This window comes from Burkholderia sp. AU4i, assembly GCF_000466765.1.
Lineage (GTDB): Bacteria > Pseudomonadota > Gammaproteobacteria > Burkholderiales > Burkholderiaceae > Burkholderia > Burkholderia cepacia.
The window spans coordinates 1-25042 of the sequence record NZ_ASSI01000205.1 but is presented as its reverse complement, the minus strand read 5'-3'; the positions used below and the strand labels follow the sequence as shown (position 1 = coordinate 25042).

23 protein-coding genes are annotated in these 25042 nt (G+C 65.4%); 3 read left to right on the top strand and 20 right to left on the bottom strand.

Going from position 1 to position 25042, the window contains the following annotated elements; all coding sequences use genetic code 11:
- Positions 1-391: 391 nt before the first annotated feature.
- On the top strand, positions 392-1420 hold the full coding sequence (locus L810_RS36195) for a terpene synthase family protein (RefSeq protein ID WP_042977624.1): 1029 nt from the start codon (positions 392-394) through the stop codon (positions 1418-1420).
- 22 nt (positions 1421-1442) lie between these two features.
- Here the strand turns inward: L810_RS36195 and L810_RS36190 are convergent, their stop codons facing one another.
- The 17 genes from L810_RS36190 to ndk form a co-directional block, all read right to left on the bottom strand.
- Entirely contained in the window at positions 1443-3359 is a 1917-nt protein-coding gene (locus L810_RS36190) for a potassium transporter Kup (protein ID WP_021163125.1), read from the bottom strand.
- A 276-nt stretch (positions 3360-3635) separates the two neighbouring features.
- Positions 3636-4232 (bottom strand): phosphoribosyltransferase, encoded by a 597-nt coding sequence (locus L810_RS36185; protein WP_021163124.1) that lies wholly within the window; start codon positions 4230-4232, stop codon positions 3636-3638.
- 6 nt (positions 4233-4238) lie between these two features.
- Entirely contained in the window at positions 4239-5585 is a 1347-nt protein-coding gene (locus tag L810_RS36180) for an adenylosuccinate synthase (protein ID WP_021163123.1), read from the bottom strand.
- A gap of 113 nt (positions 5586-5698) precedes the next feature.
- Positions 5699-6847: an ATP phosphoribosyltransferase regulatory subunit gene (locus L810_RS36175; protein WP_021163122.1), complete on the bottom strand. Its 1149-nt coding sequence runs from the start codon at positions 6845-6847 to the stop codon at positions 5699-5701.
- A gap of 103 nt (positions 6848-6950) precedes the next feature.
- Complete coding sequence (locus L810_RS36170; protein ID WP_011352254.1) at positions 6951-7142, bottom strand: DUF2065 domain-containing protein; 192 nt, start codon at positions 7140-7142, stop codon at positions 6951-6953.
- Positions 7143-7178: 36 nt separating this feature from the next.
- A complete protein-coding gene (gene hflC, locus L810_RS36165; protein ID WP_021163121.1) occupies positions 7179-8078 on the bottom strand; it encodes a protease modulator HflC in 900 nt (299 codons plus the stop codon).
- Positions 8079-8093: 15 nt separating this feature from the next.
- The gene (gene hflK / locus L810_RS36160; protein WP_021163120.1) at positions 8094-9434 is read right to left on the bottom strand and encodes an FtsH protease activity modulator HflK; all 1341 of its coding nucleotides are present in this window, start codon (positions 9432-9434) and stop codon (positions 8094-8096) included.
- A 47-nt stretch (positions 9435-9481) separates the two neighbouring features.
- Positions 9482-10657, bottom strand: coding sequence for a GTPase HflX (gene hflX, locus L810_RS36155; RefSeq protein WP_021163119.1), 1176 nt, complete (start codon positions 10655-10657; stop codon positions 9482-9484).
- 72 nt (positions 10658-10729) lie between these two features.
- Entirely contained in the window at positions 10730-10969 is a 240-nt protein-coding gene (gene hfq / locus L810_RS36150) for an RNA chaperone Hfq (RefSeq protein ID WP_006399927.1), read from the bottom strand.
- 155 nt (positions 10970-11124) lie between these two features.
- Positions 11125-12462: a ribosome biogenesis GTPase Der gene (gene der, locus L810_RS36145; protein ID WP_051392374.1), complete on the bottom strand. Its 1338-nt coding sequence runs from the start codon at positions 12460-12462 to the stop codon at positions 11125-11127.
- Between the two features lie 247 nt (positions 12463-12709).
- Entirely contained in the window at positions 12710-13855 is a 1146-nt protein-coding gene (bamB, locus tag L810_RS36140; RefSeq protein ID WP_042977620.1) for an outer membrane protein assembly factor BamB, read from the bottom strand.
- Positions 13856-13896: 41 nt separating this feature from the next.
- Positions 13897-14526: a tetratricopeptide repeat protein gene (locus L810_RS36135; protein WP_021163115.1), complete on the bottom strand. Its 630-nt coding sequence runs from the start codon at positions 14524-14526 to the stop codon at positions 13897-13899.
- A 55-nt stretch (positions 14527-14581) separates the two neighbouring features.
- Entirely contained in the window at positions 14582-15922 is a 1341-nt protein-coding gene (gene hisS, locus L810_RS36130) for a histidine--tRNA ligase (protein WP_027787236.1), read from the bottom strand.
- A 16-nt stretch (positions 15923-15938) separates the two neighbouring features.
- A complete protein-coding gene (gene ispG, locus L810_RS36125) occupies positions 15939-17243 on the bottom strand; it encodes a flavodoxin-dependent (E)-4-hydroxy-3-methylbut-2-enyl-diphosphate synthase (protein ID WP_027787235.1) in 1305 nt (434 codons plus the stop codon).
- A 112-nt stretch (positions 17244-17355) separates the two neighbouring features.
- Complete coding sequence (locus tag L810_RS36120) at positions 17356-18384, bottom strand: helix-turn-helix domain-containing protein (RefSeq protein WP_021163114.1); 1029 nt, start codon at positions 18382-18384, stop codon at positions 17356-17358.
- Positions 18385-18549: 165 nt separating this feature from the next.
- Positions 18550-19689 carry a 23S rRNA (adenine(2503)-C(2))-methyltransferase RlmN gene (rlmN, locus tag L810_RS36115; protein WP_021163113.1) on the bottom strand — a complete coding sequence of 380 codons (1140 nt, stop codon included), beginning with the start codon at positions 19687-19689 and terminating at the stop codon, positions 18550-18552.
- A gap of 55 nt (positions 19690-19744) precedes the next feature.
- Positions 19745-20170 (bottom strand): nucleoside-diphosphate kinase, encoded by a 426-nt coding sequence (gene ndk / locus L810_RS36110; protein WP_006478674.1) that lies wholly within the window; start codon positions 20168-20170, stop codon positions 19745-19747.
- 249 nt (positions 20171-20419) lie between these two features.
- On the opposite strand from ndk, the gene L810_RS36105 reads away from it, so the two are divergent.
- On the top strand, positions 20420-21118 hold the full coding sequence (locus tag L810_RS36105) for a Bax inhibitor-1/YccA family protein (RefSeq protein ID WP_006761414.1): 699 nt from the start codon (positions 20420-20422) through the stop codon (positions 21116-21118).
- A 65-nt stretch (positions 21119-21183) separates the two neighbouring features.
- Here L810_RS36105 and rlmD read toward each other — a convergent pair whose 3' ends face one another.
- Entirely contained in the window at positions 21184-22581 is a 1398-nt protein-coding gene (gene rlmD, locus L810_RS36100; RefSeq protein WP_081052719.1) for a 23S rRNA (uracil(1939)-C(5))-methyltransferase RlmD, read from the bottom strand.
- Positions 22582-22792: 211 nt separating this feature from the next.
- Here rlmD and L810_RS36095 point away from each other — a divergent pair, with 211 nt between their 5' ends.
- On the top strand, positions 22793-23647 hold the full coding sequence (locus L810_RS36095) for an endonuclease/exonuclease/phosphatase family protein (protein ID WP_021163111.1): 855 nt from the start codon (positions 22793-22795) through the stop codon (positions 23645-23647).
- Between the two features lie 30 nt (positions 23648-23677).
- Here the strand turns inward: L810_RS36095 and L810_RS36090 are convergent, their stop codons facing one another.
- On the bottom strand, positions 23678-24454 hold the full coding sequence (locus tag L810_RS36090) for a 3'-5' exonuclease (protein WP_021163110.1): 777 nt from the start codon (positions 24452-24454) through the stop codon (positions 23678-23680).
- A gap of 3 nt (positions 24455-24457) precedes the next feature.
- Positions 24458-25042: sigma-70 family RNA polymerase sigma factor (locus L810_RS36085; protein WP_042977618.1), on the bottom strand; the 585-nt coding region annotated here is incomplete at its 5' end.

Here is a 25042-nt window from a genome sequence, read left to right as displayed (position 1 = left end):
CACAAAAAACCCGCCTCCCGGCGGGTTTTTTTATTGAGTCGTCGTTTGCATTTCCGATATCCGGGATGAAAACCGAATATGCGCGTTTCCATCGTCATTCCCCTGCGTTTAATCGGCAAATTAAACAATCCGCATTGCGACATGCGTTTTCTTGACGCTTCACAAGCGACACATAAAATAAGTTTTCGAACGGCCGTATTTTGATGCTTCTGTATTGGGCAGCGATCTTGCCGTTCAGCGACAGCATTCTCCGCGGCATTCGCATGCCCGGTGAATATCCTGCCTCCCGTATTTCGGTCTCGCTTTTTTGCAGTCGATTCGCGACGCATTGCATCCGGTATTCGCCTGACCGGCGAACCGGGACGGATTCGCGAAAATGGATCGGGGAACCATGACAGAAGATCATCTGAAAACCGAACTGGCCGCATTGCGCGTGCCCGTTTTCGACGTGCCGTGGGCCGGCGCCTGTTCACCGCACGTCGAGCGAATCGAATCGCGCATGCTCGAGTGGGCCGACGCATACGGCCTGCTCATCAGCGACGCCTACCGGGAACGCGTCGTACGCACCCGATACGGCTGGCTCGCCGCGCGCTGTTACCCGAACGCCGATCCTTCCCTGCTGCAGGCGCTCGCCGATTATTTCGTGTGGTTCTTTCTCGTCGACGACCTGTTCGTCGATCGCGTCGAGCCGGTCGGCCCCGATACGTTGCGCAATCTGACCGCGATGATCGATGTGCTCGACTACGAATGTACCGGCCCCCAACCCATATATGGCGAGCGAGCATGGCTCGATGTGTGCCAGCGCCTGCGCGCACGCCTGTCGGCCGAACATTTCGCGCGCTTCGCACAAGGCATGCGCCTGTGGGCCACCACGGCCGGACTGCAGATTATCGGCCACCTGAGGGCCGAGCCGATCGCAGTGCAGCAATACGAAACGATCCGGCGTCACACGAGCGGGATGAATCCTTGCCTCGCGCTGGCGGACGCGGCCAATGCCGGTGCCGTCCCGCCCGATACGTTCCATCGGCCGGAAATCCAGACACTGTTCCGGCACGCGAACCATATCGTCTGCTGGAGCAACGACATCCAGAGCGTTGGCGTCGAAGCGTGCCAGCCCGGGCAGTTCCGGAACATGGTGATGATCCACGCTTCCCGCGGTCATACGCTGCAGGCCAGCGTCGACTACACGGCCGAGCGTGTGCGCGCCGAGATCAGCGCATTCGTCCTCTGCGCCGATGCACTCGCCCAGCATGCCGACACGCGCGTGCGCGGCCTTGTCGACGGCTGCCGATACTGGATACGCGGTTATCTGGATTGGGTTGCGCGGGATACACAGCGCTATACGGCTGCGGCCGCGGCCGGCGATGCGGACGATCGCGGCCTGATTGCCTGGTCGGCGGACTCGGCGGCGCGCGGCTGAACGACCCGCGCGCCGCACCCGGTCAGATCTCGATCTTCGTGCCGAGCTCGACCACGCGGTTCGCCGGAATCGAGAAGAAGTCGGTCGGCTTCGCCGCGTTCTGGTGCATCCACGCGAACACGCGCTCACGCCAGATCGACATCCCGGGCAGATGCGTCGGCACGACCGTTTCGCGCGCGAGGAAGAACGACGTGTCCATCAGTTCGAACGTCATGTCGTGCGTGCGGCCGAATTCCTCGAGCACGGCCTTCACGTCGGGCGTCTCGTTGAAGCCGTACTCGGCCTTCACGATGTACAGCCCGCCGCCCGCATCACGCGCGGTCTGGCGCTTGTCGTCGCGCACGTAGGGAAAATCGCGCGTCACGAACGTGAGGAAAATGGTCCGCTCATGCAGCACCTTGTTGTGCTTCAGGTTGTGCAGCAGGCTGACGGGCACGAGCTTGTCGTTGCCGGTCAGGTAGATCGCGGTGCCCGACACACGATGCGGCGGATGTGCGAGCAGGCCCTGCAGGAACGGCTCGAGCGGAATACCGTCTGCGGCCGTGCGCTCCTTGACGATGTGACGCCCCTTGTACCAGGTCATCAGCAGGAAGAACAGCAACGCGCCGATGCCGAGCGGCAGCCAGCCGCCCTGCGCAACCTTCAGCAGGTTCGCGCCGAAAAAGCCGAGATCGACCGCGAGGAACACGGCGATGATCGCGCCGACCAGCAGCCGGTTCCAGTTCCATACCTTCACCATCACGACTGCGGCGAGCACGGTCGTGATCACCATCGTCGCCGTCACCGCGATGCCGTACGCGGCCGCGAGGTTGTCCGAGCTCTTGAAGCCGATGACGATGCAGAGGATCACGAACAGCAGCAGCCAGTTCACGACCGGCACGTAGATCTGGCCGATCGCCAGTTCCGACGTATGCAGCACTTTCATGCGCGGCACGTAGCCGAGCTGGATGGCCTGCGACGTCAGCGAATACGCGCCCGAGATCACCGCCTGCGACGCGATCACGGTCGCGACCGTCGACAGCACGACGAGCGGCAGCAGCCCCCATTCGGGTGCCAGCAGGAAGAACGGGTTCTCGATCGCCTTCGGGTTCTGGATCAGCAGCGCGCCCTGGCCGAAGTAGTTCAGCACGAGCGACGGCATCACGAGCCCGTACGCGGCGATGCGGATCGGCTTCGCGCCGAAGTGGCCCATGTCCGCGTAAAGCGCTTCCGCACCGGTCAGCACCAGCACGACCGAGCCGAGCACGACATAGGCCTGCAGCACATGCTCCGACATGAACGACGCGGCGTAATACGGGTTGATGGCCGCCATGATGCCCGGCACGCGCACGATGTGGTACACGCCGAGCGCGGCAATCACAACGAACCACAGCACCATGATCGGGCCGAACAGCTTGCCGACCAGCGCGGTACCGTGGCGCTGGATCCAGAACAGCGCGATCAGGATCACGATCGTGATCGGCATCACGAGATGGGACAGGTGCGGCGTCGCGATCTCGAGACCTTCGACCGCCGACATCACCGAGATCGCCGGCGTGATCACCGCGTCCCCGTAGAACATGCATGCGCCGAATATCCCGAGCGCCATCAGCGCGCCCGCGACGCGGGTCTTCGAGTCGAGCGGCCGCAACGACAGCGCCATCAGCGCGAGCACGCCGCCTTCGCCGTTGTTGTCCGCCCGCATCACGAACAGCAGGTACTTGATGCCGACCACCAGGATGATTGCCCAGAACAGCAGCGAAATCACGCCGAGGATCGATCCTTCGGTGAGCGGAATGCCGTGTGCGGGGCTGAACGCCTCCTTGAGCGAATACAGCGGGCTGGTGCCGATGTCGCCGAACACGACGCCGATGGCTGCTATCGCTAGCGCCCGCATCGAGTGTTGCTGCGTCGAATGCGGCGCGTGTGCTGCGTCGGTCGCGTGGATCGTGTCGTTCATATGAAGCGTAATAATCGGGTCCGGGTCGGACAAAACGAGCGCTATTCTACTCGCGCCCCCTTGAAACGCCGCCCTGCTCTGTTGCCATGGAACCACGTGAGCCACGCCATGCATGCAATCCGGCGCAAGCTGTGGCAGGGCTGCCAATCATAGCCGGGGCAGCGCCGTCTGCCTACCGGATCCGGGGCCCGCGCGCCGCCGGCGTGCATGGCGCCCCAATGAAAAACGGCGCCGCAAGCGGCGCCGTACAAGGCTTTCCTTCGATTGGCCGGCCGCTTACGCGCCCGAACCGTCGCGCTGGGCGCGACCGCGCTTGATCCACGCCTCGAGGTTGTGCGGGCGAACCGTGTCCCACTCCTCGAACGGCTGATGAATCCACGGATTCGTCGGCAGATACTGCGTGTGATAGTCGGGCTTGACCTTCGAACAACCCTTGTACCAGAGCACGGCAGAACGCACGGCCGTCACGGACGGGTAGCGCTCCTTCAGGTGCTCCTGCACGCGCGCGAGCGTGACGCCCGAATCCACGAGATCGTCGACCAGCAGCACGTTGCCCGCCAAGTTGCCGCGCGTCATCGTGATGTACTGCGCGATGTCGAGTTCGCCCTGCTCTGTGCCGGCCGCTTCCCGGTACGAACTCGTCGCGAGGATCGCGAGCGGCACGTCGTAGATGCGCGACAGTTGATCGCCGACGCGCAGGCCGCCGCGCGCGAGGCACAGGATCTGGTCGAACTTCCAGCCCGATGCATGCACCTGGAGCGCGAGCAGCTCGATGAGACGGTGATATTCGTCCCAGCCTACCCACAGGTTCTTGTCGTCGTTGCGCGGATCGGTCATCAAGTCTGCCGCCGTCATCGTGATTTGCTGCGTCATCTGGGGTTACACCTTGAACGGATGGCGGAGCAGGATCGTTTCGTCGCGGTCCGGGCCCGTCGATACCATGTCGACCGGCACACCGGCCACTTCCTGGACGCGGGTCAGGTAAGCCTGGGCGTTTGCCGGCAGCGCTTCCCACGTCTTGATGCCGACCGTGCTTTCCTTCCAGCCGGCAAACGTTTCGTATACGGGCTCGCAACGGGCCACGTCGGCGGCACCGCGCGGCAGGATGTCCGCATCCTTGCCGTCGATCTTGTAGCCGACGCACAGCTTGACTTCGTCGAGGCCGTCGAGCACGTCGAGCTTCGTCATACACAGGCCCGACACGCCGTTGATCTGGATCGAGCGGCGCAGCGCGGCCGCGTCGAGCCAGCCCGTGCGGCGCGGACGGCCGGTGACCGAACCGAATTCCTTGCCGACGTTCGCGAGCGTGACGCCGACCTGGTCCTGACGCTGCGGGTTGTCCGCATCGTACAGTTCGCTCGGGAACGGGCCCGAGCCGACGCGCGTGCAATACGCCTTCGTGATACCGAGGATGTAGTTGAGCTTCTGCGGGCCCACGCCCGCGCCGGCCGACGCCGCACCCGCGACGCAGTTGCTCGACGTGACGAACGGATAGGTACCGTGATCGATGTCGAGCAGCGTGCCTTGTGCGCCTTCGAACAGCAGGTTCTGGCCCGCATTGTTCGCGTCGTACAGGCGGCGCGACACGTCGGCCACCATCGGCTTCAGGCGGTCGGCATAACCGAGCATCGTGTCGAGCGTCGCCTGGAAATCGACGGCCGCGCCACCCAGGTACTGGGTCAGCACGAAGTTGTGGAAATCGAGGTTTTCGCGCAGGCGGTCGGCGAAGGTCTTCGCGTCGAACAGGTCCTGCACGCGCAGCGCGCGGCGGCCGACCTTGTCTTCGTACGCGGGGCCGATGCCGCGGCCCGTCGTGCCGATCTTGCCCGCGCCCTTGCGCGCTTCGCGCGCCTGGTCGATCGCGATGTGGTACGGCAGGATCAGCGTCGTCGCTTCGGAAATGAACAGGCGGTCGCGCACGTTCACGCCGGCCTCTTCCAGCTCGCCGATTTCCTTGAACAGTGCTTCGGGGGACAGGACGACGCCGTTGCCGATGTAGCAGGCGACGCCTTCACGCATGATGCCCGACGGAATGAGGCGCAAGATCGTTTTCTTGCCGCCGATGATGAGGGTGTGGCCGGCGTTGTGACCGCCCTGGAAACGCACGACGCCCTTAGCGTGGTCCGTCAGCCAGTCGACGATCTTGCCCTTGCCTTCATCACCCCATTGCGTTCCCACGACGACGACATTGCGCCCGGGAGTCACGTTCACTGCGCTGGCAGACATGTTGATTCGTTAGCTGGTTAAAAACGTATTCTACCTATGTTCGCGGGCGATTCCGAATTTTTCCGTTTCGCTTCAACGATATGCACGCCGAAGCACGTCCCGCGAACGCCTGTTTATCGGGGTTCGACCACCCATGCGCCGCCGCGCTCGACGAGCGAACGGTCGCAGGCGAACTCGTCGAGCACGTGATCGTGGCCCGGCAGTGCCTGGATCACGACCTCGCCCGCATCGCGCAGCGCCGCAACGGCCGCGCTCAGCGCATCGTCCTGCGCCCACGGCGCGAGAATCGCGGTACCGCGAGCCTCGACCGGCGAAATCCGGGCGAGCTCGCGCAGGTCGAGCGAGAAGCCGGTGGCCGGACGCGCACGACCATACGCCTGGCCGACGTGGTCGTAGCGGCCGCCGCGCGCGATCGCGTTCGGCACGCCATCGATGTAGGCGCTGAACATCGCGCCACTGTGATACGCGTAGCCGCGCAGGTCGCCCAGATCGATCGCCACTTCGGCACCCTTCGCCTGCGCCGCGAGTTGCGCCAGATCGTCGAGCGCCCGCGTGATTTCGGGCAGCACCGGCAACCGCGTCCGCGCCTCGGCGAGCACGCTCGCATCGCCATAGAGGTGCGGCAGCGCCCGCAGCGCGGCGCGCGTATCGGCACCGAGATCGTCGGTCAGTTCGTTCAGCAACGGCACGTCCTTGCCCGACAGCGCGTCGTACAGCGACTCGCCACGCTCCGCGGCCTGCGCGTCGCGCGCCAGCAGCGCCGCGAGCACGCCCGCGTGGCCGAGGTCGAGACGGATGCGCGACAGGCCTGCGAGATGCAGCGCATCGAGCATCAGTTGCTGGATCTCGAGGTCGGCTTCCAGCCCGGCATGCCCGTAGATTTCGGCGCCGATCTGGATCTGCTCGCGCGTCGCGTGCAGGCCGCGCGGACGCGTATGCATCACGTGGCCCGCATAGCAGAGGCGCGTCACGCCCTGGCGGTTCAACAGGTGCGCGTCGATCCGCGCGACCTGCGGCGTGATGTCCGCGCGCAGGCCGAGCGTACGGCCCGACAGCTGGTCGACCAGCTTGAAGGTGCGCAGGCGCAGGTCGGCGCCGCCGCTCGTCAGCAGCGACTCGAGATACTCGAGCAGCGGCGGCATCACCATTTCGTAGCCATACGAACGGAAGCGGTCGAGCAGCCTGCGGCGCAGCTCCTCGATCTTGCGCGCTTCCGACGGCAGCACGTCGGCGATATTCTCGGGAAGTAACCAGGTCGACATCGGTACGGTCCTACGACGGGAAACAGCGCGCGACCACGCGCGCCGCGATGTGAATCGGAAATTCTGAATTCGGGCGGGACGGACGGCGGATGCGCCGTCCGGATCAGGTGGCGAGCAGCAGCAGTATGAGCCCGAGCACCATCACGATCAGCCCGCCGATCCGGATATGATGCGGCGGCCGCTCAGCTATTCTACGAAACGTGTCGCGCCAGGCGACGGGAAACACGAAGGGGAACGCCCCCTCGATGATCAGCATCAGCGCTACTGCGAGCAACAACGAGCCAGCCAGGTCCATGCGAGCGACGGCGCCGCTCGACGCGGCGCCCCAAGGTCAGTGTTTGCGGGGAGCAGCCGCCGCCGGTGCGGCACCGCCCGTCGGGCTGCGCATGAAGCGGAAGAACTCGCTGTCGGGATCGACGACGATGATGTCGTTGCGCTTGAACGTGTTCCGGTAAGCCTGCAGGCTCGCGTAGAACTGATAGAACTGCGGATCGCGGCCGAACGCATCGGCGGCGATCGTCGCGGCCTTCGCGTCGCCCTCGCCCTTGATCGTCTGCGCGGACTTGTACGCGTTCGCGAGCACGGCCTGCTGATCGCGTTCGGCGTCGGCCTTGATCTGCTCGACGTCGGCCGCGCCTTGCGCACGCACCTGTGCGGCCTGATCGCGCAGAGCGCCGATCATCCGCTGATAGACGGCATCGGTTTGCGCGGCGGGCAAGTCGACGCGCGTCAGCTGGACGTCGACCACGTCGACGCCGAAACCGGACGCCTTTGCCTTCACTTCGTCGCGGGCCGCATCGGCGATCGCACGCTGGCCGCCGAGCGCATCGTCGAGCGCATGCTTGCCGAACGCGTCGACGAGTGCGCCCTTCAGTGCGCCGGCCAGACGTTCGCTGGCGGCCGCCGGGTCGCCCCCTGTCGCCGTGAAATACTTCATCGGATCGCCGATCCGGTACTTCACCGCATAGGCGACGAGCAGATCGTGCTTGTCTTCCGTCGCCACTTGCAGCGGATCCGACGACTCGAGCGATTGAAGCCGCGTGTCGATCAGCGTCGCCGTCTGCAGCGGCGGCGGCAATTTGAAATGGATGCCGGGCCCGGCCAGTTCAGGCTGCGCGCCGTCGCGCCCCGACAGCACGGCCGCATGGCGCGGATCGACGGTAAGGACTGTCGAGGATGCCGCGAAGGCAACGATCACGATTGCGACGACGAGCGCAATGATTCGGTTCATGTTCTGCGCTCCCCGTTACTTCAGATCGTCTTCGCGCGACCGGCTGCGAAACGCCTCGCGCGATCGCAGCACGTCGTTGCCCGACGCTGCCGCGGCCGACGCCGCACTCGCGGGCGCCGCTACCGCCGGCGCGACGGCCGCCGGTGCCGACGCCGCATCGGGTGCGGATGCCCCCGTGGACGCCGCGGCGTTTTGTCGCCCCTGCTCGACGAGCTTGTCGAGCGGCAGGTAAACGACGCTGTTGCCGCCCTTGTTGCCGACGAACACCTTCGTCGAGTTCGAATAGATTTCCTGCATCGTCTCGAGATACATCCGCTCACGGATCACCGCAGGCGCCTTCGAGTACTGCGCATAGACCTGCTTGAAGCGGTCGGCATCGCCTTCGGCTTCCGTGACCACGCGATCGGCATACGCCTTTGCTTCGTCGACGAGCTTCGCGGCATCGCCCTGCGCCTTCGGCAGCAGGTCGTTTGCATACGCCTGCGCGGCGCGCTTCGCGGCCTCGCGCTCGTCGCGCGCCTTGGCGACTTCGCCGTACGCTGCCTGCGTCTGCTCGGGCGCCGCAACGCTCTGCATCGTGACGGCCGTCACCTCGAGTCCCGACTGATAGCGGTCGAGATCGCGCTGGATCGCGGTGGAAAGCTGCTCGCGCAGCGCGTCGCGGTCCTGGTTCAGCACGTCGGCCGCGCTGCGCGTACCGACGATCGCACGCACCGCGGCCTGCGCGGCCTGCGACACGCTGCGCTCAGGGTCGACGCTGCGGAACAGGTAATCGGTCGCGGAACGGATCCGGTACTGGACGATGAAGCGCACGTCGACGATATCGGCATCGCGCGTCAGCATCGCGGCTTCCTTCACGTTCGCGAGGCGCACGACGTTGTTGCGGCCGATCTCGATCGAGCGGACCTGCGACGTGTCGACGATCTCGTGCGATGCGAACGGATACGGCGCGCGCCAGTGCACGCCCTGGCCGACCGTACCCGACAGCTTGCCGAGCTGCAGCACGACGCCTGTCTGGCCTTCCTGCACGACGAACAGCCCGCTGCCCGCGTAGACCGCGACCAGCACGCCGATCACGATGCCTACGCCGACTCGCGCGGCCCGCCCGTTGTCAGGACGAAAACCGTTGCCGCCCTTGCCGCCGAAAAGGCCGTTCAGGCGCCGGTTGAAGTTGCGCCACATCTCGTCGAGATCGGGCGGACCATCGCCGTCGCCGCCTTGCGGACGCTTCGATTCGTTCGCACGGGGACGGGATCCGTCTTTGCCATTGCCTTCGCCGCGTCCCCAGCGGGGATCGTTGATCGACAGCAAGGCGCGCATCCGCCGCCAGGTACTCCGCTCGTTGTATTCGTTCACCAGAGTTTGTTCACCAGATTAGACGCCGGCGAACCGGCCGGGACCGGTTAGCGCCCGTGTTCGGAAATCGTGTGGTCTTCGTGTGGTTCAGCGGGAGCGCCGTCGAGCGCGCCGTCGGGTAACGTCGCGCTGGAAAGGTGTTCCGCGGAGGCGATTTCGGCGATGGCGGCACGCAACGCGTCAAGACCCTGACCGGTGCGCGCGCTCAAAAAGACGCGCGAAATATTACCATACTCGTCCCGCTCGACCGCGTCGCCGCGGGCCGCCAGCTCAGGCACGGCGTCGATCTTGTTGAACACCAGTACCTGCCGGATCGTGTCCGCGCCGATCTCGTGCAGCACGCCGTTGACCTGCTCGATCTGTTCGAGCCTGACCGCGCTCGATGCATCGACCACGTGCAACAGCAGATCCGCGTGAATCGTTTCCTCGAGGGTCGCGCGGAATGCGGCGACCAGCTGGTGAGGCAACTCGCGGATGAACCCGACCGTATCCGACACGACGATCTGGCCGACCTCGTCGCCGAGGTACACGCGCCGCGACGTCGTGTCGAGCGTGGCGAACAGCTGGTCGGCCGCATAGGCCTGCGCTTTCGTCAGCGCATTGAACAGCGTCGACTTGCCCGCGTTCGTATAGCCGACCAGCGACACCGACATCGTGCCGCTGCGCGCGCGTTGCCGGCGTTGCGTGCTGTGTTGCCGGCGCAGCCGGTCCAGCCGCGACTTCAGCATCTTGATGCGTTCGCCGATCAGCCGGCGGTCGGTTTCGAGCTGGGTTTCGCCAGGGCCGCGCAGGCCGATACCACCCTTCTGCCGTTCGAGGTGGGTCCACGCGCGAATGAGTCGCGTCGACAGGTACTGGAGCTGCGCGAGCTCGACCTGCAGCTTGCCTTCGTGGCTACGGGCGCGCTGCGCGAAGATGTCGAGGATGAGGCTGGTGCGATCGACCACACGCCTGTTAAGTGCCTGCTCCAGATTACGTTGCTGGGCCGGCGCCAATGCGTGATTGAAGATGACGATTTCGACGTTGTGCGCGTCGCAGGCGAGCCGGAGTTCTCCGGCTTTGCCGCTGCCGATGAACATCTTGGCATCGGGACTGGAGCGACGACCCGTGAGGGTGACGGCGGGACGGGCCCCCGCACTGGAGGCGAGAAGACTGAGTTCTTCGAGACTGGCTTCGAAATCGGTCTTGCCGAAATCGATGCCGACGAGCGCTGCGTTGATCAAATTTTCAGGTGTCAAGATAAGGCGGCTGGCATCGGTCGCTCGCGGCGACCGGATGCCGGCCGCTGCGATAGGTTAGGACGAGGCTTCCGCGTCCGGGTGGAAATTCACCGGGCGCGCCGGCACGACCGTCGAGATGGCGTGCTTGTACACCATCTGGGTCACCGTATTACGGAGCAACACGACGTACTGGTCGAACGATTCAATGTTCCCTTGAAGCTTGATGCCGTTGACGAGGTAGATCGAAACGGGAACGTGCTCTTTGCGCAGTGCGTTCAAAAACGGGTCTTGTAACAATTGCCCTTTGTTGCTCATGGCGTACTCCATCTTTTTTTGCAGGTTGATCTGGATTGGCGGCGAAGAAAAAGAGATCCGGCGCCAATCGCTACACTATAGCCGATTTTGCCTGGCCCACCCGGGGCATAGGCCGTGCGGCCTACCCCTCGTGTAACGCGTGTAACAGGCGTGCTTCAGCTCTTGTCCGCGTACGGATTGTTCGACGAACGGAACTCTATGCGCAATGGAGTCCCCGTCAGTGAGAAAGTTTCGCGGAACCGGTTTTCCAGGTAACGCTTGTACGTTTCCGTCACGGCGTCGAGCGCGTTGCCGTGGATGACGATGATCGGCGGATTCTGGCCGCCCTGGTGCGCGTAGCGCAGCTTCGGACGCACCGGGCCGCGACGGCGCGGCTGCTGGAACTCGACTGCCTCGATCAGCGCGCGCGTGAGCTTCGGCGTCGGCAGCTTCGCCATTGCCGCCGCGTACGCGTCGTCGACCGAGCGCATCAGCGTGCCGATGCCGGTCTTCTTCGTGGCGGAAATGAAGTGCGATTTCGCGAAGTCGAGGAATTTCAGCTTGCGGGTCAAATCCGCTTTCGCCCGATCGCGCGCATGCTCGTCGAGCCCGTCCCACTTGTTGACGCCGATCACGAGCGCGCGCCCCTGTTCGACGACGAAGCCGGCGATGTGCGCGTCCTGGTCGGAAATGTCCTGCTGCGCATCCAGCAGAAGAATGACGACGTTCGCGTCGGAGATCGACTGCAGGGTCTTCACGACCGAGAATTTCTCGATCGCCTCGAACACCTTGCCGCGGCGCCGCAGGCCGGCCGTGTCGATCAGCGTGTATTTCTTGCCGTTACGCTCGAAGTCGACGTAGATCGAATCGCGCGTCGTGCCCGGCATGTCGAACGCGATCACGCGATCCTCGCCGATCAGCGCGTTCACGAGCGTCGATTTGCCGACGTTCGGGCGGCCGACGATCGCGATCTTGATGCCGCGCGACGGATCGTCGAGGTCTTCCTCTTCCGGCTGGCCCGCATACGCGACCTCCAGCGCCTCGTTGATCATGTCGGTCACGCCGTCGCCGTGCGCGGCCGAGATCGCGCGCGGATCGCCGAGCCCGAGCTCGTAGAAGTCGGTCGCGACCGCCGTGTACTTCATCCCCTCGGCCTTGTTGACGACCAGGAAGATCGGCCGGCCGGTCTTGCGCAGGTAGTCGGCGATCGACTTGTCCTGCGGCGCAAGCCCGTTGCGGCCATCGACGATGAACACGACGACGTCGGCTTCCTCGACGGCCTGGCGCGTCTGGCGCGCCATCTCGTGCAGGATGCCGTCCTTCGCGACAGGCTCGAAGCCGCCCGTATCGACGACCAGGTACGGCCGCTCGCCGACGCGCCCTTCGCCGTAATGGCGATCGCGCGTCAGGCCGGGCAAGTCGGCGACCAGCGCATCACGCGAACGCGTGAGCCGGTTGAACAGCGTGGATTTCCCCACATTGGGGCGCCCAACGAGGGCAATGACCGGTTTCATCTGTGTTTTCTACGGTGAAGCGCAGCAGCGGGAGGCCCGCTGCTGCGGGCGGCTGCGCTGAATGAAAATATCACGAATTCGCGCCGCGCCGGATGCGCGCGCCTGGCGCGCGATGCGCGCCGTCGTCTTTCGTCTCGAACTGCCTTTCAAATACCGAGCGGCCGGGAGCACCGGCCGCCTTCAAGTTGCACGACCACGGCGCGCGGGACAAGCCCGTCGCGCTGCGGTCGCGCATGTTTCCTGTGCGTCAGCGCGGACGGAATCCGTACAGGCCGCCGTCCTTCGTCTGCACGACGAGCGTATTGCCCGCGAGGACCGGCGCCGCCGTGATCGCGCTGCCGTCGGTCTTCATCCGCGCGATGAAGCTGCCGTCTTCGCGCGACAGGAAGTGCACGAAACCCTTGTAATCGCCCATCACGACCGCGTGCCCCAGCAGGTACGGCACGCCGACGTCGCGGCTCTTCAGCTTGTCGTTGCGCCAGAGCTGGTTGCCCGAAGCGGCATCGTACGCGGTCACGACCGACCAGTCGTCGCCGCCGGCAACGACCGAATCGTCCTGCGCGAGGCCGCTGCGGCTCGAGAACGGCTTTTCCCACAGCGGGCGCCCCGAGTTCGCATCGAAGCAGCCGAGCTGACCCTGGAACGTCACCGCGCAGGCTTCCGCACCCACGAGCGTCGGCGGACCGCTGACGTCGTTGATGCGCTCGACCTCGGTCACGCCCTTCGGGAACGACACCGGCGTCTGCCAGAACGGTTCGCCCGTCTGCAGGTTGATCGCGACCAGCCCGCCGCCGGGGAAACCCGCCAGCACCGCCGCGTCACCGGCGAACGTCATCCCGGCCGACACACGCAGGTTCAGCGGCACCGCGCGGTTGCGGTAGTTCCACTTCTGCTCGCCCGTCTGCGCGTTGAACGCGACCACCTGGCCGTCGATCGTGCGGACGACCACCAGACCATTGCCGACGAGCGGCGGCGAGAAGATCTCGCCCTGCACGCTGGTCTTCCACAGTTGCTTGCCGTCCGGACCCAGCACGAACACGCCGCCCTTCAGCGCGCCGACCGCGGTCAGGTTGCCGTCGCTGCCGACACCGGCCGACAGGTCGGAGCCGACCTTCGCGCGCCAGACCGTCTGGCCCGTCTTCGCGTCGATCTTCTCGACCGAACCGTTTTCGCCCGCCGCATAGACGGCGTCGCCCACGGCCACCGGCGAGAACAGGTAGCGCCCGCCCTTGCCGACGCTCGCCTTCCAGACCTGTTGCACGTCCATCACGGGCTTGAACTCGGTGAGCGGCGTCGGCACGCGGCGCGCGTCCTTCGACGACGAGCAGGCCGCCAATGCGAGGACAGCCGCCGCGCAGGCAACGGGCACAGCGTAACGTTTCAGCAAATTCATCGGTTAGCGAAGCAGAGTTAAGAGGTTGAGGGGACCGGGGTTCAGCCGCCGAGCGCGTCCAGCTTGAACTGCACGAGCTGGCGGGCAGACTGGTCGTCCTTCGACAGGCCGTCGAGCGCGAGCTTGTATGCGGCGCGCGCGTCGTCGGTCTTGCCTTGCGCGGCAAGCAGATCGCCGCGGCGATCGGCCACGAGGCCCTTGAATGCATCGACCGGCGTACCCGACAGCAGCGCGAGGCCCGCGTCGTACGCCTTCTCGTCGAGCAGCAGCGACGCGAGGCGCAGCTTCGCGATCTGCTTGTACTCGTCATCCTTGGCGTGATCGACTGCCCATTGCAGCTGCGCCTTCGCACCTGCCGTGTCACCGGCCGCGTACAGCGTCTTTGCTGCGGAGAGCGCCGTCATCTGTGCATACGGCGTGCTGCCGAACTTGGCTTCCATGTCGGCGGCCGCGCGAGCCATCGTCGCCTTGTCGTTCGCGGCGGCAGCCTTCTGGACCTGTTCGTACAGCCCGGACGCCTCGGCAGCCTGACGGCGCTGCCAGTAGTTCCAGCCATTGAAACCGGCCGCGACGACGAGCGCCGCGAGCACGATCCACGTGGTGAGGTTGCCCCAGCGGGCCCACCACGCCTTCAGACTTTCAATCGATTCTTGTTCGTCGTGATAACTCATCGGCGAGCGATTCCTTACTGTTCAGGCCTTTCTTGTCGAGCGGATGCCAGCGCGATCAGTCGTCGCCGTCTTCGGCGGATGCAACCATCGCATTGATTAGGAATTCGGTCAAGCCTTCGACCGGTACGGTCTGCTGAACGTTCTTTTCCCCGTCTCCGCCCGCACCGCGCAGCGCCTTCACGCCCACCGTACCGTTCGCAACCTCCTCTTCGCCGAAGATCACCGCGAACGCGGCGCCACTGGCGTCGGCCCGTTTCATTTGCGACTTAAAGCTCGCCGGCGCGCCGTCCGCGCTGCAGTGGAAGATCACGTCGAGGCCCGTATCGCGCAGGCGTTCGGCCGCGATGAACGCCTGTTCGCGCGCGGTCTCGCCCTGGTGCACGACGTACACGTCGACGCCTTCCTGCTCGGGCGCGAGATCTTCTTCCTTCAGCAGTTCGAGGATCCGCTCGATGCCCATCGCCCAGCCGCACGCCGCGGTCGGCTTGCCGCCGAGCTGCTCGATCAGCGGATCGTAGCGACCGCCGGCCGCGACCGTGCCCTGCGCGCCGAGCTTGTCGGTCACCCACTCGAACACGGTCAGGTTGTAATAGTCGAGACCACGCACGAGACGCGGGTTGATCTTGAACGGGATGTTGTTCGCGAGCAGCAGGCGCTGCAGCCCTTCGAAGTGCGCGCGCGATTCTTCGCCGAGGAAGTCGATCAGCTTCGGCGCGTTCTGCGCGATTTCCTGCAGCGCGGGATTCTTCGTGTCGAGCACGCGCAGCGGGTTCGTATACAGACGGCGCTTCGCATCCTCGTCGAGCACGTCGGCGAACTGCTCGAGGTACTTGATCAGTTCGACGCGGTGCGCGGCACGCTCTTCGGCGAGGCCGAGCGAGTTGATCTCGAGCTTGATGCCGGTCAGGCCGAGGTCATCCCACAGGCGCTGGCACATCATGATGATCTCGGCATCCGCATCGGGGCCCGCGAAACCGAGCGCCTCGACGCCGACCTGGTGGAACTGGCGATAGCGGCCGCGCTGCGGACGCTCGTGACGGAACATCGGGCCGATGTACCACAGGCGCTTCGGGCCGTCGTACAGCATGTTGTGCTCGATCGACGCGCGCACCACCGCCGCGGTATTTTCCGGGCGCATCGTCAGGTTCTCGCCATTCAGCGCGTCGGTGAAGCTGTACATCTCCTTCTCGACGATGTCCGTGACCTCGCCGATACCGCGCGTGAAGAGCTGCGTGTGTTCGACGATCGGCGTGCGGATGTTCTGGTAGCCGTATGCGCGCAGCAGCGATTTCACGGTGGCTTCGAAGAACTCCCAAAGGCCGGCATCCTGCGGGAGGATGTCGTTCATGCCCTTGACGCCGGTGAGCTTCTCGATCTTGCGTTTTTGTTCAGTCATCGTGTGTGTGGACGAATTAGTTCAGGGCCTCGGTACGGCCGTAATTGCGTGCGACGTAGTCGCTGACGATCTGCTGGAACTCCTCGGCGATCCGCTCGCCGCGCAGCGTCTTGACCTTCTCGCCGTCGATGAAGACGGGCGCTGCCGGGTTCTCGCCCGAACCCGGCAGGCTGATGCCGATGTTTGCGTGCTTCGATTCGCCCGGGCCGTTGACGATGCAGCCCATCACCGCGACGTTCATCTTCTCGACGCCCGGATACTCCTTGCGCCAGACCGGCATCTGTTCGCGCAGGTAGGTCTGGATCTGCATCGCGAGTTCCTGGAACAGCGTGCTCGTCGTACGGCCGCAGCCCGGGCACGCGATCACCATCGGTGCGAACGAGCGCAGGCCCATCGTCTGGAGGATTTCCTGGCCGACGATCACCTCGCCCGTGCGCGATGCGCCCGGTTCCGGCGTCAGCGAGATGCGGATCGTGTCGCCGATCCCTTCCTGCAGCAGCACGCCGAGTGCAGCCGTCGAAGCCACGATGCCCTTCGAGCCCATGCCGGCCTCGGTCAGCCCGAGGTGCAGCGCGAAGCCGCAGCGGCGGCCGAGTTCGCGGTACACGGCGATCAGGTCCTGCACGCCGCTGACCTTGCACGACAGCACGATACGGTCGCGGCCGAGGCCCAGTTCGACCGCACGCTCGGCCGAGCCGATCGCCGACTGGATCAGCGCCTCGTACATCACGCTCTGCGCATCCCACGGCTGCGAACGCGCACCGTTCTCGTCCATCATGCGCGCGAGCAGATCCTGGTCGAGACTGCCCCAGTTCACGCCGATCCGTACCGGCTTGTCGTACTTGGCCGCGGCCTCGATCATCTGCGCGAACTGCGTATCGCGCTTCGCGCCCTGGCCGACGTTGCCCGGGTTGATCCGGTACTTCGACAGCGACTCGGCGCAGCCCGGGTAGTCACGCAGCAGCAGGTGGCCGTTGTAGTGGAAATCGCCGACGAGCGGCACGGTCACGCCCATGCGGTCGAGCTGCTCGCGGATCGCCGGCACGGCGGCCGCGGCCTCGGGCGTGTTGACCGTGATGCGCACCAGTTCGGAGCCCGCGTTCGCGAGTTCCTTGATCTGGATTGCCGTGCCGATCGCGTCGGCCGTGTCGGTATTCGTCATCGACTGCACGCGCACCGGCGCGTCGCCGCCGATCGTCACGAGCTGCCCGCCCCAGCGGACATCCACCGCATGCGATACGCGGCGCGGCTGATGCCCGCCGAACACCGGCTCGGTTGAACAAATCTGACTGCTGCGTGGGGATTGAGCTTCGGATTGCATCGATAGATCCATTTACGCGGAATGCGCCGCGACGCGGCGCATGAATTGAAAAAGCGCCGTGCCCTCACGGCCTGCCGATATCGACGACAGGCCTTCGCCACGGCGCTTGACGTCAGGGCAACGTGAACCGCGCCACGTTACCCCGCGCTGCCGAATATTTTGCCGGATCGACGGGTTTTCCGTCGAACGCAACGGTGTCGAGGCCCGCCTTGTTGCCGATCGTGACCTTGAACGGGCCGTCGCCCGCGACCTGCTTCGCCTCGCCGCCGCGCACCAGGCCGGAGAACAGCTCCTTGCCGCTCCTGTCGCGCACGCTGAACCAGCTGTCCTGCTTGACCTTCAGTTCGACCATGGACTGGCCGGCCGCGACCGCGACGCTCGCCGGCTGAGCCGGCGCGGCGGCGCTTGCCGCCGCCGTCGCCACGACCGGCTGCGATGCGGCCGCCGTCACGGCCGGCGCCACCGGCGCCGGCGCCGGAACTGCCGACGCAATAACCGGCGCCGGCGCAGCAGATGCAGCAGCCGGAGCCGGAACCTCATTCGCGACCACGGCAGCCGCACCGCTCGAGGCCGCCTCTTCGACGGTTGACGAGGATGCCGCCGCCGGCACGCTCGCGGCCGACGCATGCTCCGCGTCGCCGCCCTTGAAACGCGCGAGCAGGCTCGACGAATCGCCGCCAGTGTGCCACATCAGTACGGCGACCACCGCGACGACGACGATCGCCGTGCCCCACAACCACGGATGATGCCGCGACGATCCGCCCAGCGGAATCGACACGCGGCCGCGCGGCAGATCCGTCCCCGACGATGCGGGCATCGACAGGTCGACTTCCGGCACCCCGCGCTCACGGCGCAACGCCTGCGCGAACGGCTCCGGATCGACGCCGAGCATCTTCGCGTAGCTGCGTACGACGCCGAGTGCAAACGTCACGCCGGGCAAATGACTGATGTCACCCGCCTCGAGCGCCCGGAGCTTCTGCGGTGCGACCTTGAGTCGCGCCGACACGTCGTCGACGGTCCACCCTCTTGCCTCCCGAAGCTGCGCCAGCCGGCTGCCGACCGCCGCAAGCGATTCCAACCCTGCCGGTGCCGGCTTCGCGCCATTCGTCTCTGCGCCGTTAGACGGCTGCGGCTCACTCATCCTTGTCCTCGCGTCGATTCTTCTTCACTGGCGGCCGCCGCCGGTTCCCGCCGGCCGGCACCCGCAACTGTCCATACCATGCGCGACGCCGTGGCGCCGCGACCGATCGCTATTCGCGTGTTGTACCGCCCAAAAGGCGCTGGCATCCCCGGCCAGGCGCCCCTGTCAAATCGCCCGAACCTCGATGATTTTCCCTGCTGCGCCCGTTCGTTCCGCGAGGCGCGTGCGATCCTTCACTGCGCCGGCCAGCTGGCCGCACGCGGCATCGATGTCGTCGCCGCGCGTCTTGCGCACGGTCGTGACGACACCCGCGTCGATGAGGACCTGCACAAAGCGCTTGATCTGCTCCGGTTTCGAGCGGATGAGGCCCGATTCCGGAAACGGATTGAACGGGATCAGATTGAACTTGCACGGCACGTCGCGCGTGACGGCCAGCAGTTCGCGCGCATGCGCTTCGGTGTCGTTGACGCCGTCCAGCATGCAGTATTCGAAAGTAATGAAGTCGCGCGGCGCGACTTTCAGGTAGCGCTGGCAAGCTGCCATCAGCTCACGCAGCGGATACTTCTTGTTGAGCGGCACCAGTTCGTCGCGCAGCGCATCGTTGGGCGCGTGCAGCGAAACGGCCAGCGCAACCGGCAACTCGGCGCCGAGGCGGTCCATCATCGGCACCACGCCGGACGTGGACAGCGTGACGCGGCGGCGCGACAGGCCGTACGCGTTGTCGTCGAGCATCAGCCGCATGGCCGGCACGACCGCACTGTAATTCAGCAGCGGCTCGCCCATGCCCATCATCACCACGTTGGTGACGACCCGCTCGGCCTTGCCGTTCGGGCCGGGTGCGCGACCCAGCGACGCTCGCAATGCAAATTCGGCCATCCGTAGCTGGCCGATGATTTCGGCTGTCGACAGGTTGCGGGAAAAGCCCTGCTTGCCCGTCGAGCAGAAGCGGCAGTTCACCGCACACCCGGCCTGCGACGACACGCACAGCGTGCCGCGCGTCTCTTCCGGGATGAACACGGTTTCGACCGCATTGCCGTTTCCGACGTCGATCAGCCACTTGCGCGTGCCGTCGGCGGAAACGTGATCGCTGGCGATCTCGGGCATGACGATCGACGCGCGGCCCTTGAGTTTCTCTCTCAAGGACTTCGCAAGATCGGTCATGCCGTCGAAATCGCCAGCGTTGTACTGGTGGATCCAGCGCTGCAACTGCTTGGCGCGGAACGGCTTCTCGCCGAGGCTGCCGCAGTACGCGACAAGACCCTCGGCATCGAAGTCGAGAAGATTGACGGAAGTTTCGCTCGTCATGATGTGCTGCCTTGCCGCGTGCGCTGAATCCTGCCTACTTGCTGCCAGCCAGGGCTTAGCGCGAGTAAACGTTCATTTCCGGGAAGAAGAACGCGATTTCGACCGCTGCCGTTTCCGCAGCGTCCGAGCCGTGCACGGCGTTCGCGTCGATGCTGTCGGCGAAGTCGGCGCGGATCGTGCCCTTTTCCGCCTTCTTCGGATCCGTTGCGCCCATCAGGTCGCGGTTCTTCAGGATCGCGCCTTCACCTTCCAGAACCTGGATCATCACCGGGCCCGAGATCATGAAATCGACGAGGTCCTTGAAGAACGGACGCGCTGCGTGAACCGCGTAGAACTTCTCTGCGTCAGCACGCGACAGGTGCGCCATGCGCGATGCGACGATCTTCAGGCCGGCGCCTTCGAAACGGCTGTAGATCTGGCCGATCACGTTCTTTGCCACCGCATCCGGCTTGATGATCGACAGGGTGCGCTCGATTGCCATAAAAACTCCAAAAAATTAAGAAGTTACAGGTTCAAATGAATCCGCTATTGTAGCACGATCCCGTGTATCATTGCGATTGAACCCTTACACGCGTGAAAGGTTCAGAATCCATATGTTTTGTGCTGCCCGGCCATTGAAACCTCCCGGCACGGAACGTATCTTAGCCATAGCTGCTCCGGTTTGCTGCGCCGCACACCGCGCGCGCCGAACCGGCCCCGGACGCCCACGCGTTCAATGTTAGGAGAAACCATGAACGACTATCCGTACAATTTCGGCCGCGGCGGTTCCGTCAGCACCGCCGAGGTTCGCAACCGCGTGCTGCGGAACACGTACTGGCTGCTCGCGCTGTCGATGGTGCCGACCGTGCTGGGCGCCTGGGTCGGCGTCGCGACGGGCTTCTCGCTGTTCGCGGCCACGAGCCCGATGATGAGCCTGCTCGCGTTCTTCGCGATCGCGTTCGGCTTCATGTTCGCGATCGAGCGGACGAAAAACAGCGCGGCAGGCGTATTCGTGCTGCTCGGCTTCACGTTCTTCATGGGCCTGATGCTGTCCCGGCTGCTGAGCTTCATCCTCGGCTTCTCGAACGGCCCGTCGCTGATCATGCTTGCGTTCGGCGGCACCGGCATCATCTTTGCCGCGATGGCGACGATCGCCACCGTCAGCAAGCGTGATTTCTCGGGGCTCGGCAAATGGCTGTTCATGGGCGTGATCGTCATCCTGCTTGCCTCGGTCGCGAACATCTTCCTGCAACTCCCGGCGCTGATGCTCACCGTGTCGGTACTCGCGATCGCGATCTTCTCCGCCTACATGCTGTTCGACGTCCAGCGCGTCGTGAACGGCGGCGAGACGAACTACATCTCGGCAACGCTCGCGATCTACCTCGACCTGTACAACGTGTTCACGAACCTGCTCGCGCTGCTCGGCATCTTCGGCGGCAACCGCAACTGACGTTCGCCACGCATCATGAAAAAACCGGCCCGCGGGCCGGTTTTTTTACGTCCGCCGCCCGGAACTCAGTCGCGCTCGAACAGCGCGATCGATTCGACGTGCGACGTATTCGGGAACATGTTCACGACACCGGCGCCCTTCAGGCGGTAGCCGGCCTCGTGCACGAGCAGGCCCGCGTCGCGCGCCAGCGTCGACGGGTTGCACGACACATAGACGATGCGCTTCGGCAGCGGGCCTTCACCGCTCTGCGCGATCTCGGCCAGCGCCTTCGATACCGCGAGCGCGCCTTCGCGCGGCGGGTCGATCAGGAACTTGTCGAATGCGCCGAGCGCACGGATGTCGTCGCCCGTCACTTCGAACAGGTTCCGGCACGCGAACGTCGTGTGGCCGTCGACACCGTTTTCACGCGCGTTCGCCAGTGCGCGCGTCGTCAGCGTGTCGCTGCCCTCGATGCCCATCACCTCGCGCGACAGCCGCGCGAGCGGCAGCGTGAAGTTGCCGATCCCGCAGAACAGGTCGAGCACGCGGTCGTCGCGCGACGGCGCGAGCAGGCGCAGCGCACGGCCCACCAGCACGCGGTTGATCTGATGATTGACCTGCGTGAAGTCGGTCGGCTTGAACGGCATGCGGATACCGAATTCCGGCAGCGTGTAATCGAGCGACACGTCGAGCGGATAGAACGGCGTCACCGTATCGGGGCCCTTCGGCTGCAGCCAGAACTGCACCTTGTGCTCGTCCGCGAATGCGCGCAGCAGCGCTTCGTCGTCCGCGTTGATCGGCTCCAGCACACGCAGCACGAGCGCCGTGACTTCCGAGCCGACCGCGAGCTCGATCTGCGGCATCCGATCGCGAATCGACAGTCCTTCGACGAGCCGGCGCAGCGGCACCAGCATCGCCGACACGTGCGGCGGCAGCACTTCGCAGCTCGTCATGTCGGCCACGTAGCTGCTCTTCTTCTCATGAAATCCGACCAGCACGCCGCCCTTCTTCGCAACGTTGCGCACGGTCAGGCGTGCACGGTAGCGATAGCCCCACGACGGGCCGTGGATCGGCGCGAACATCGTTTCCGCGCGCAGCTTCGCCAGGTGCCACAGGTTGTCTTCGAGCACGCGCTGCTTGACCGCCACCTGTGCGCGCATGTCGAGATGCTGCATCGAGCAGCCACCGCAGGTGCCGAAGAACGCACATTTCGGCTTCGTGCGCATCACGCTCGGGCGCAGAATGTCGACAACCGTCGCCTGCTCGTAGCTCGGCTTGCGGCGGAAGCTCGAATAGGTCACGCGCTCACCCGGCAGCGCGCCCTCGACGAAGATGACCTTGCCCGGCTCGCCGTCCTCGGTGATCGTGCGGCCGACACCGCGCGCTTCCATGTCGAGCGATTCGATCTCGAGAACCGGGGCGATTCCGGGCGCGACGGGCGCATTTCTTGATTTGCGCGCAGAAGTGGGGACGGCTTCGGACACCAGCTTTTCCTGACAAACGTTGAAGAAGGCGAGATTGTAGACGACGAAGGCCCGCATCGCCCGCTTTGCATGAGGCAGGCGTCCATACTTGAGCATGGACCGCACGACATTGCGCCGGAATGACCAGGGGCGCAACTCCGCCCGGGCGGGCGCGGCGAAGCCGAGCGGGCGCCTCCCCCGGCCTGGAATCCACCCGCCAGGAGATTCGACCATGCGACTGATCGACTGGAACATCCAATGGGGTCGGGACGCGGACGGCGTCGTCGATCTTTCGCGCACCGTCGCGGCAATCCGCGGGCTCGGCGACTTCGACGTGCTGTGCCTGCAGGAGGTCACGCGCGGCTTCGGCGCATTGCCCGGCCGGCCCGGCGCCGACCAGTTCGCCGAACTCGCGGCGCTGCTGCCCGGCCATACGATCGTCGAAGCGATCGGCGCCGACCTGCCGCCGATCGAAGCCGGCGCACCGCGTCGCCAGTTCGGCAATGCGATCGCGACCCGGCTGCCGGTCGGGCGCGTGCTCCGCCAGTTGCTGCCGTGGCCAGCCGACGCCGGCGCGCCGTCGATGCCGCGCGTCGCGCTCGACGTCGAGCTGCAGGCGCCCTTCGGACCGCTGCGCGTGGTCACCACGCATCTGGAATACTATTCGGCGCGCCAGCGGCTCGCCCAGGTCGACGCGCTGCGCGACCGGCACCGCGAGGCCTGCGCACACGCTGCACGACCAGCGCCCGCCGAAACCGCCGAGGGGCCGTTCAGCACGACCGGCCAGCCGTGCGATGCGATCGTCTGCGGCGATTTCAACAGCGCGTTCGGCAGCGATGCCTATCGTCGATTCCTGGCGCCGATCGCAGACGCGCCGCGCTTCGTCGACGCATGGGTCGCCCGGCACCCCGGCCGCACGCCACCGCCGACGGCGGGTGTCTACGATACGGCGCAATGGTCGGAGGGGCCGCTCGCGTGCGACTTCGTATTCGTGACCGATACGCTGCTGCCGCACGTGATGCGCTGCGAAATCGACGGCGACGTCCGCGCATCGGATCACCAGCCGGTGCTGCTCGAACTCGATTGATCGCGCCGGCCTCGGCGCACCCCACCCGCGCTACGCGGTGAAGCCGGCGAGGTATTCGGCCCAGTGTGACGCCGGCTCCTGCGCAAGCGAGTTCTTCACGAGCAGGATCTCGTCCGCATACTCGCTCGGCGTCAGGCCGCCGCGCATCAACTGGAACCGGCAATACAGCAGGTAGGTATTGACGACGTCGGTTTCGCAATAGTTGCGGATTTCCTCGATCCGCCCGTCCAGGAATGCCGGCCACACCTGGCTGCCGTCCATCCCGAGCTTGCCCGGAAAGCCGCACATCTTCGCGAGTGCGTCGAGCGGCGCGTTCGCGCGCGCCTGATACATCGCGAGCACATCCATCAGGTCGGTATGCCGCGAGTGGTAACGCGAGATGTAGTTGTTCCACTTGAATTCGCGGTCGTCCTCGCCGAGATCCCAGTAGCGGGTCGCGGGAATGCCGTGCACGAGCGCGCGGTAATGGAGCACAGGCAGATCGAAGCCGCCGCCGTTCCACGACACCAGCTGCGGCGTGTATTTCTCGATCACGCGGTAGAACGACTGGATCAGCGTGGCTTCGTTGTCCTGCGGCGTGCCGAGCGAGCGTACGCGAAACCCGTTGTTGTCACGGAACACGCACGAGATCGCCGCGATGCGCTGCAGGTGGTGCGGCAGGAAATCGCCACCGGTCTTCTCGCGGCGCGCGGCGAACGCATGTTCGGCCACCGCGGCATCGTCGAGCGTCGCGGGCAGGTCTTCCAGACGGCGAATGCCGTCGACATCGGGAATCGTCTCGATGTCAAAAACAAGAATCGGAGTCATCAGTTACAGAACGGCGTCCTTGCGCACGCCGTTGGAGGCGAAAAACCGCTTGAGGCGCACCAGCGCTTCCTGCTGGATCTGGCGCACGCGCTCGCGCGTGAGCCCCATCTCGTCGGCCAGCTCCTCGAGCGTCGCCGGTTCGATGTGATTCAGGCCGAAGCGGCGCTCGATCACGTGGCGGTGCTTGTCGGACAGCCGCGACAGCCACGCGCGAGTGAGCGTCTCGAGTTCGCGATGCTGCACTTCGGCGTCGGGCGACTGGCTCTGGTCGTCGGGCAGCAGGTCGAGCAGGCTGCTCGCGGGATCGAGGTCGAGCGGCGCGTCGAGCGACGCCGTGTGCTCGTTGAGCGCGAGGATGTCGGTGACTTCCTCGGCGGTCTTGCCGGTGAGATAGGCGATGTCGTCGATGCTGGCTTCGCGGCGCTCGGCCGCCTCGCCCGTCGACATCGAATTCTTTTCGAGGTGGCGCTTCGCGCGCAGCACCTGGTTCAGTTCGCGGATCACGTGCACGGGCAGGCGCACCGTGCGGGCCTGGTTCATGATCGCCCGCTCGATGCTCTGGCGGATCCACCACGTCGCGTAGGTCGA

Coding starts and splice junctions, on each gene's coding strand:
- L810_RS36195 (WP_042977624.1), top strand. CDS start 392: ATGACAGAAGATCATCTGAAAACCGAACTGGCCGCATTGCGCGTGCCC.
- L810_RS36190 (WP_021163125.1), bottom strand. CDS start 3,359: ATGAACGACACGATCCACGCGACCGACGCAGCACACGCGCCGCATTCG.
- L810_RS36185 (WP_021163124.1), bottom strand. CDS start 4,232: ATGACGCAGCAAATCACGATGACGGCGGCAGACTTGATGACCGATCCG.
- L810_RS36180 (WP_021163123.1), bottom strand. CDS start 5,585: ATGTCTGCCAGCGCAGTGAACGTGACTCCCGGGCGCAATGTCGTCGTC.
- L810_RS36175 (WP_021163122.1), bottom strand. CDS start 6,847: ATGTCGACCTGGTTACTTCCCGAGAATATCGCCGACGTGCTGCCGTCG.
- L810_RS36170 (WP_011352254.1), bottom strand. CDS start 7,142: ATGGACCTGGCTGGCTCGTTGTTGCTCGCAGTAGCGCTGATGCTGATC.
- hflC (WP_021163121.1), bottom strand. CDS start 8,078: ATGAACCGAATCATTGCGCTCGTCGTCGCAATCGTGATCGTTGCCTTC.
- hfq (WP_006399927.1), bottom strand. CDS start 10,969: ATGAGCAACAAAGGGCAATTGTTACAAGACCCGTTTTTGAACGCACTG.
- der (WP_051392374.1), bottom strand. CDS start 12,462: ATGAAACCGGTCATTGCCCTCGTTGGGCGCCCCAATGTGGGGAAATCC.
- bamB (WP_042977620.1), bottom strand. CDS start 13,855: ATGAATTTGCTGAAACGTTACGCTGTGCCCGTTGCCTGCGCGGCGGCT.
- L810_RS36135 (WP_021163115.1), bottom strand. CDS start 14,526: ATGAGTTATCACGACGAACAAGAATCGATTGAAAGTCTGAAGGCGTGG.
- hisS (WP_027787236.1), bottom strand. CDS start 15,922: ATGACTGAACAAAAACGCAAGATCGAGAAGCTCACCGGCGTCAAGGGC.
- ispG (WP_027787235.1), bottom strand. CDS start 17,243: ATGCAATCCGAAGCTCAATCCCCACGCAGCAGTCAGATTTGTTCAACC.
- L810_RS36120 (WP_021163114.1), bottom strand. CDS start 18,384: ATGAGTGAGCCGCAGCCGTCTAACGGCGCAGAGACGAATGGCGCGAAG.
- rlmN (WP_021163113.1), bottom strand. CDS start 19,689: ATGACGAGCGAAACTTCCGTCAATCTTCTCGACTTCGATGCCGAGGGT.
- ndk (WP_006478674.1), bottom strand. CDS start 20,170: ATGGCAATCGAGCGCACCCTGTCGATCATCAAGCCGGATGCGGTGGCA.
- L810_RS36105 (WP_006761414.1), top strand. CDS start 20,420: ATGAACGACTATCCGTACAATTTCGGCCGCGGCGGTTCCGTCAGCACC.
- L810_RS36095 (WP_021163111.1), top strand. CDS start 22,793: ATGCGACTGATCGACTGGAACATCCAATGGGGTCGGGACGCGGACGGC.
- L810_RS36090 (WP_021163110.1), bottom strand. CDS start 24,454: ATGACTCCGATTCTTGTTTTTGACATCGAGACGATTCCCGATGTCGAC.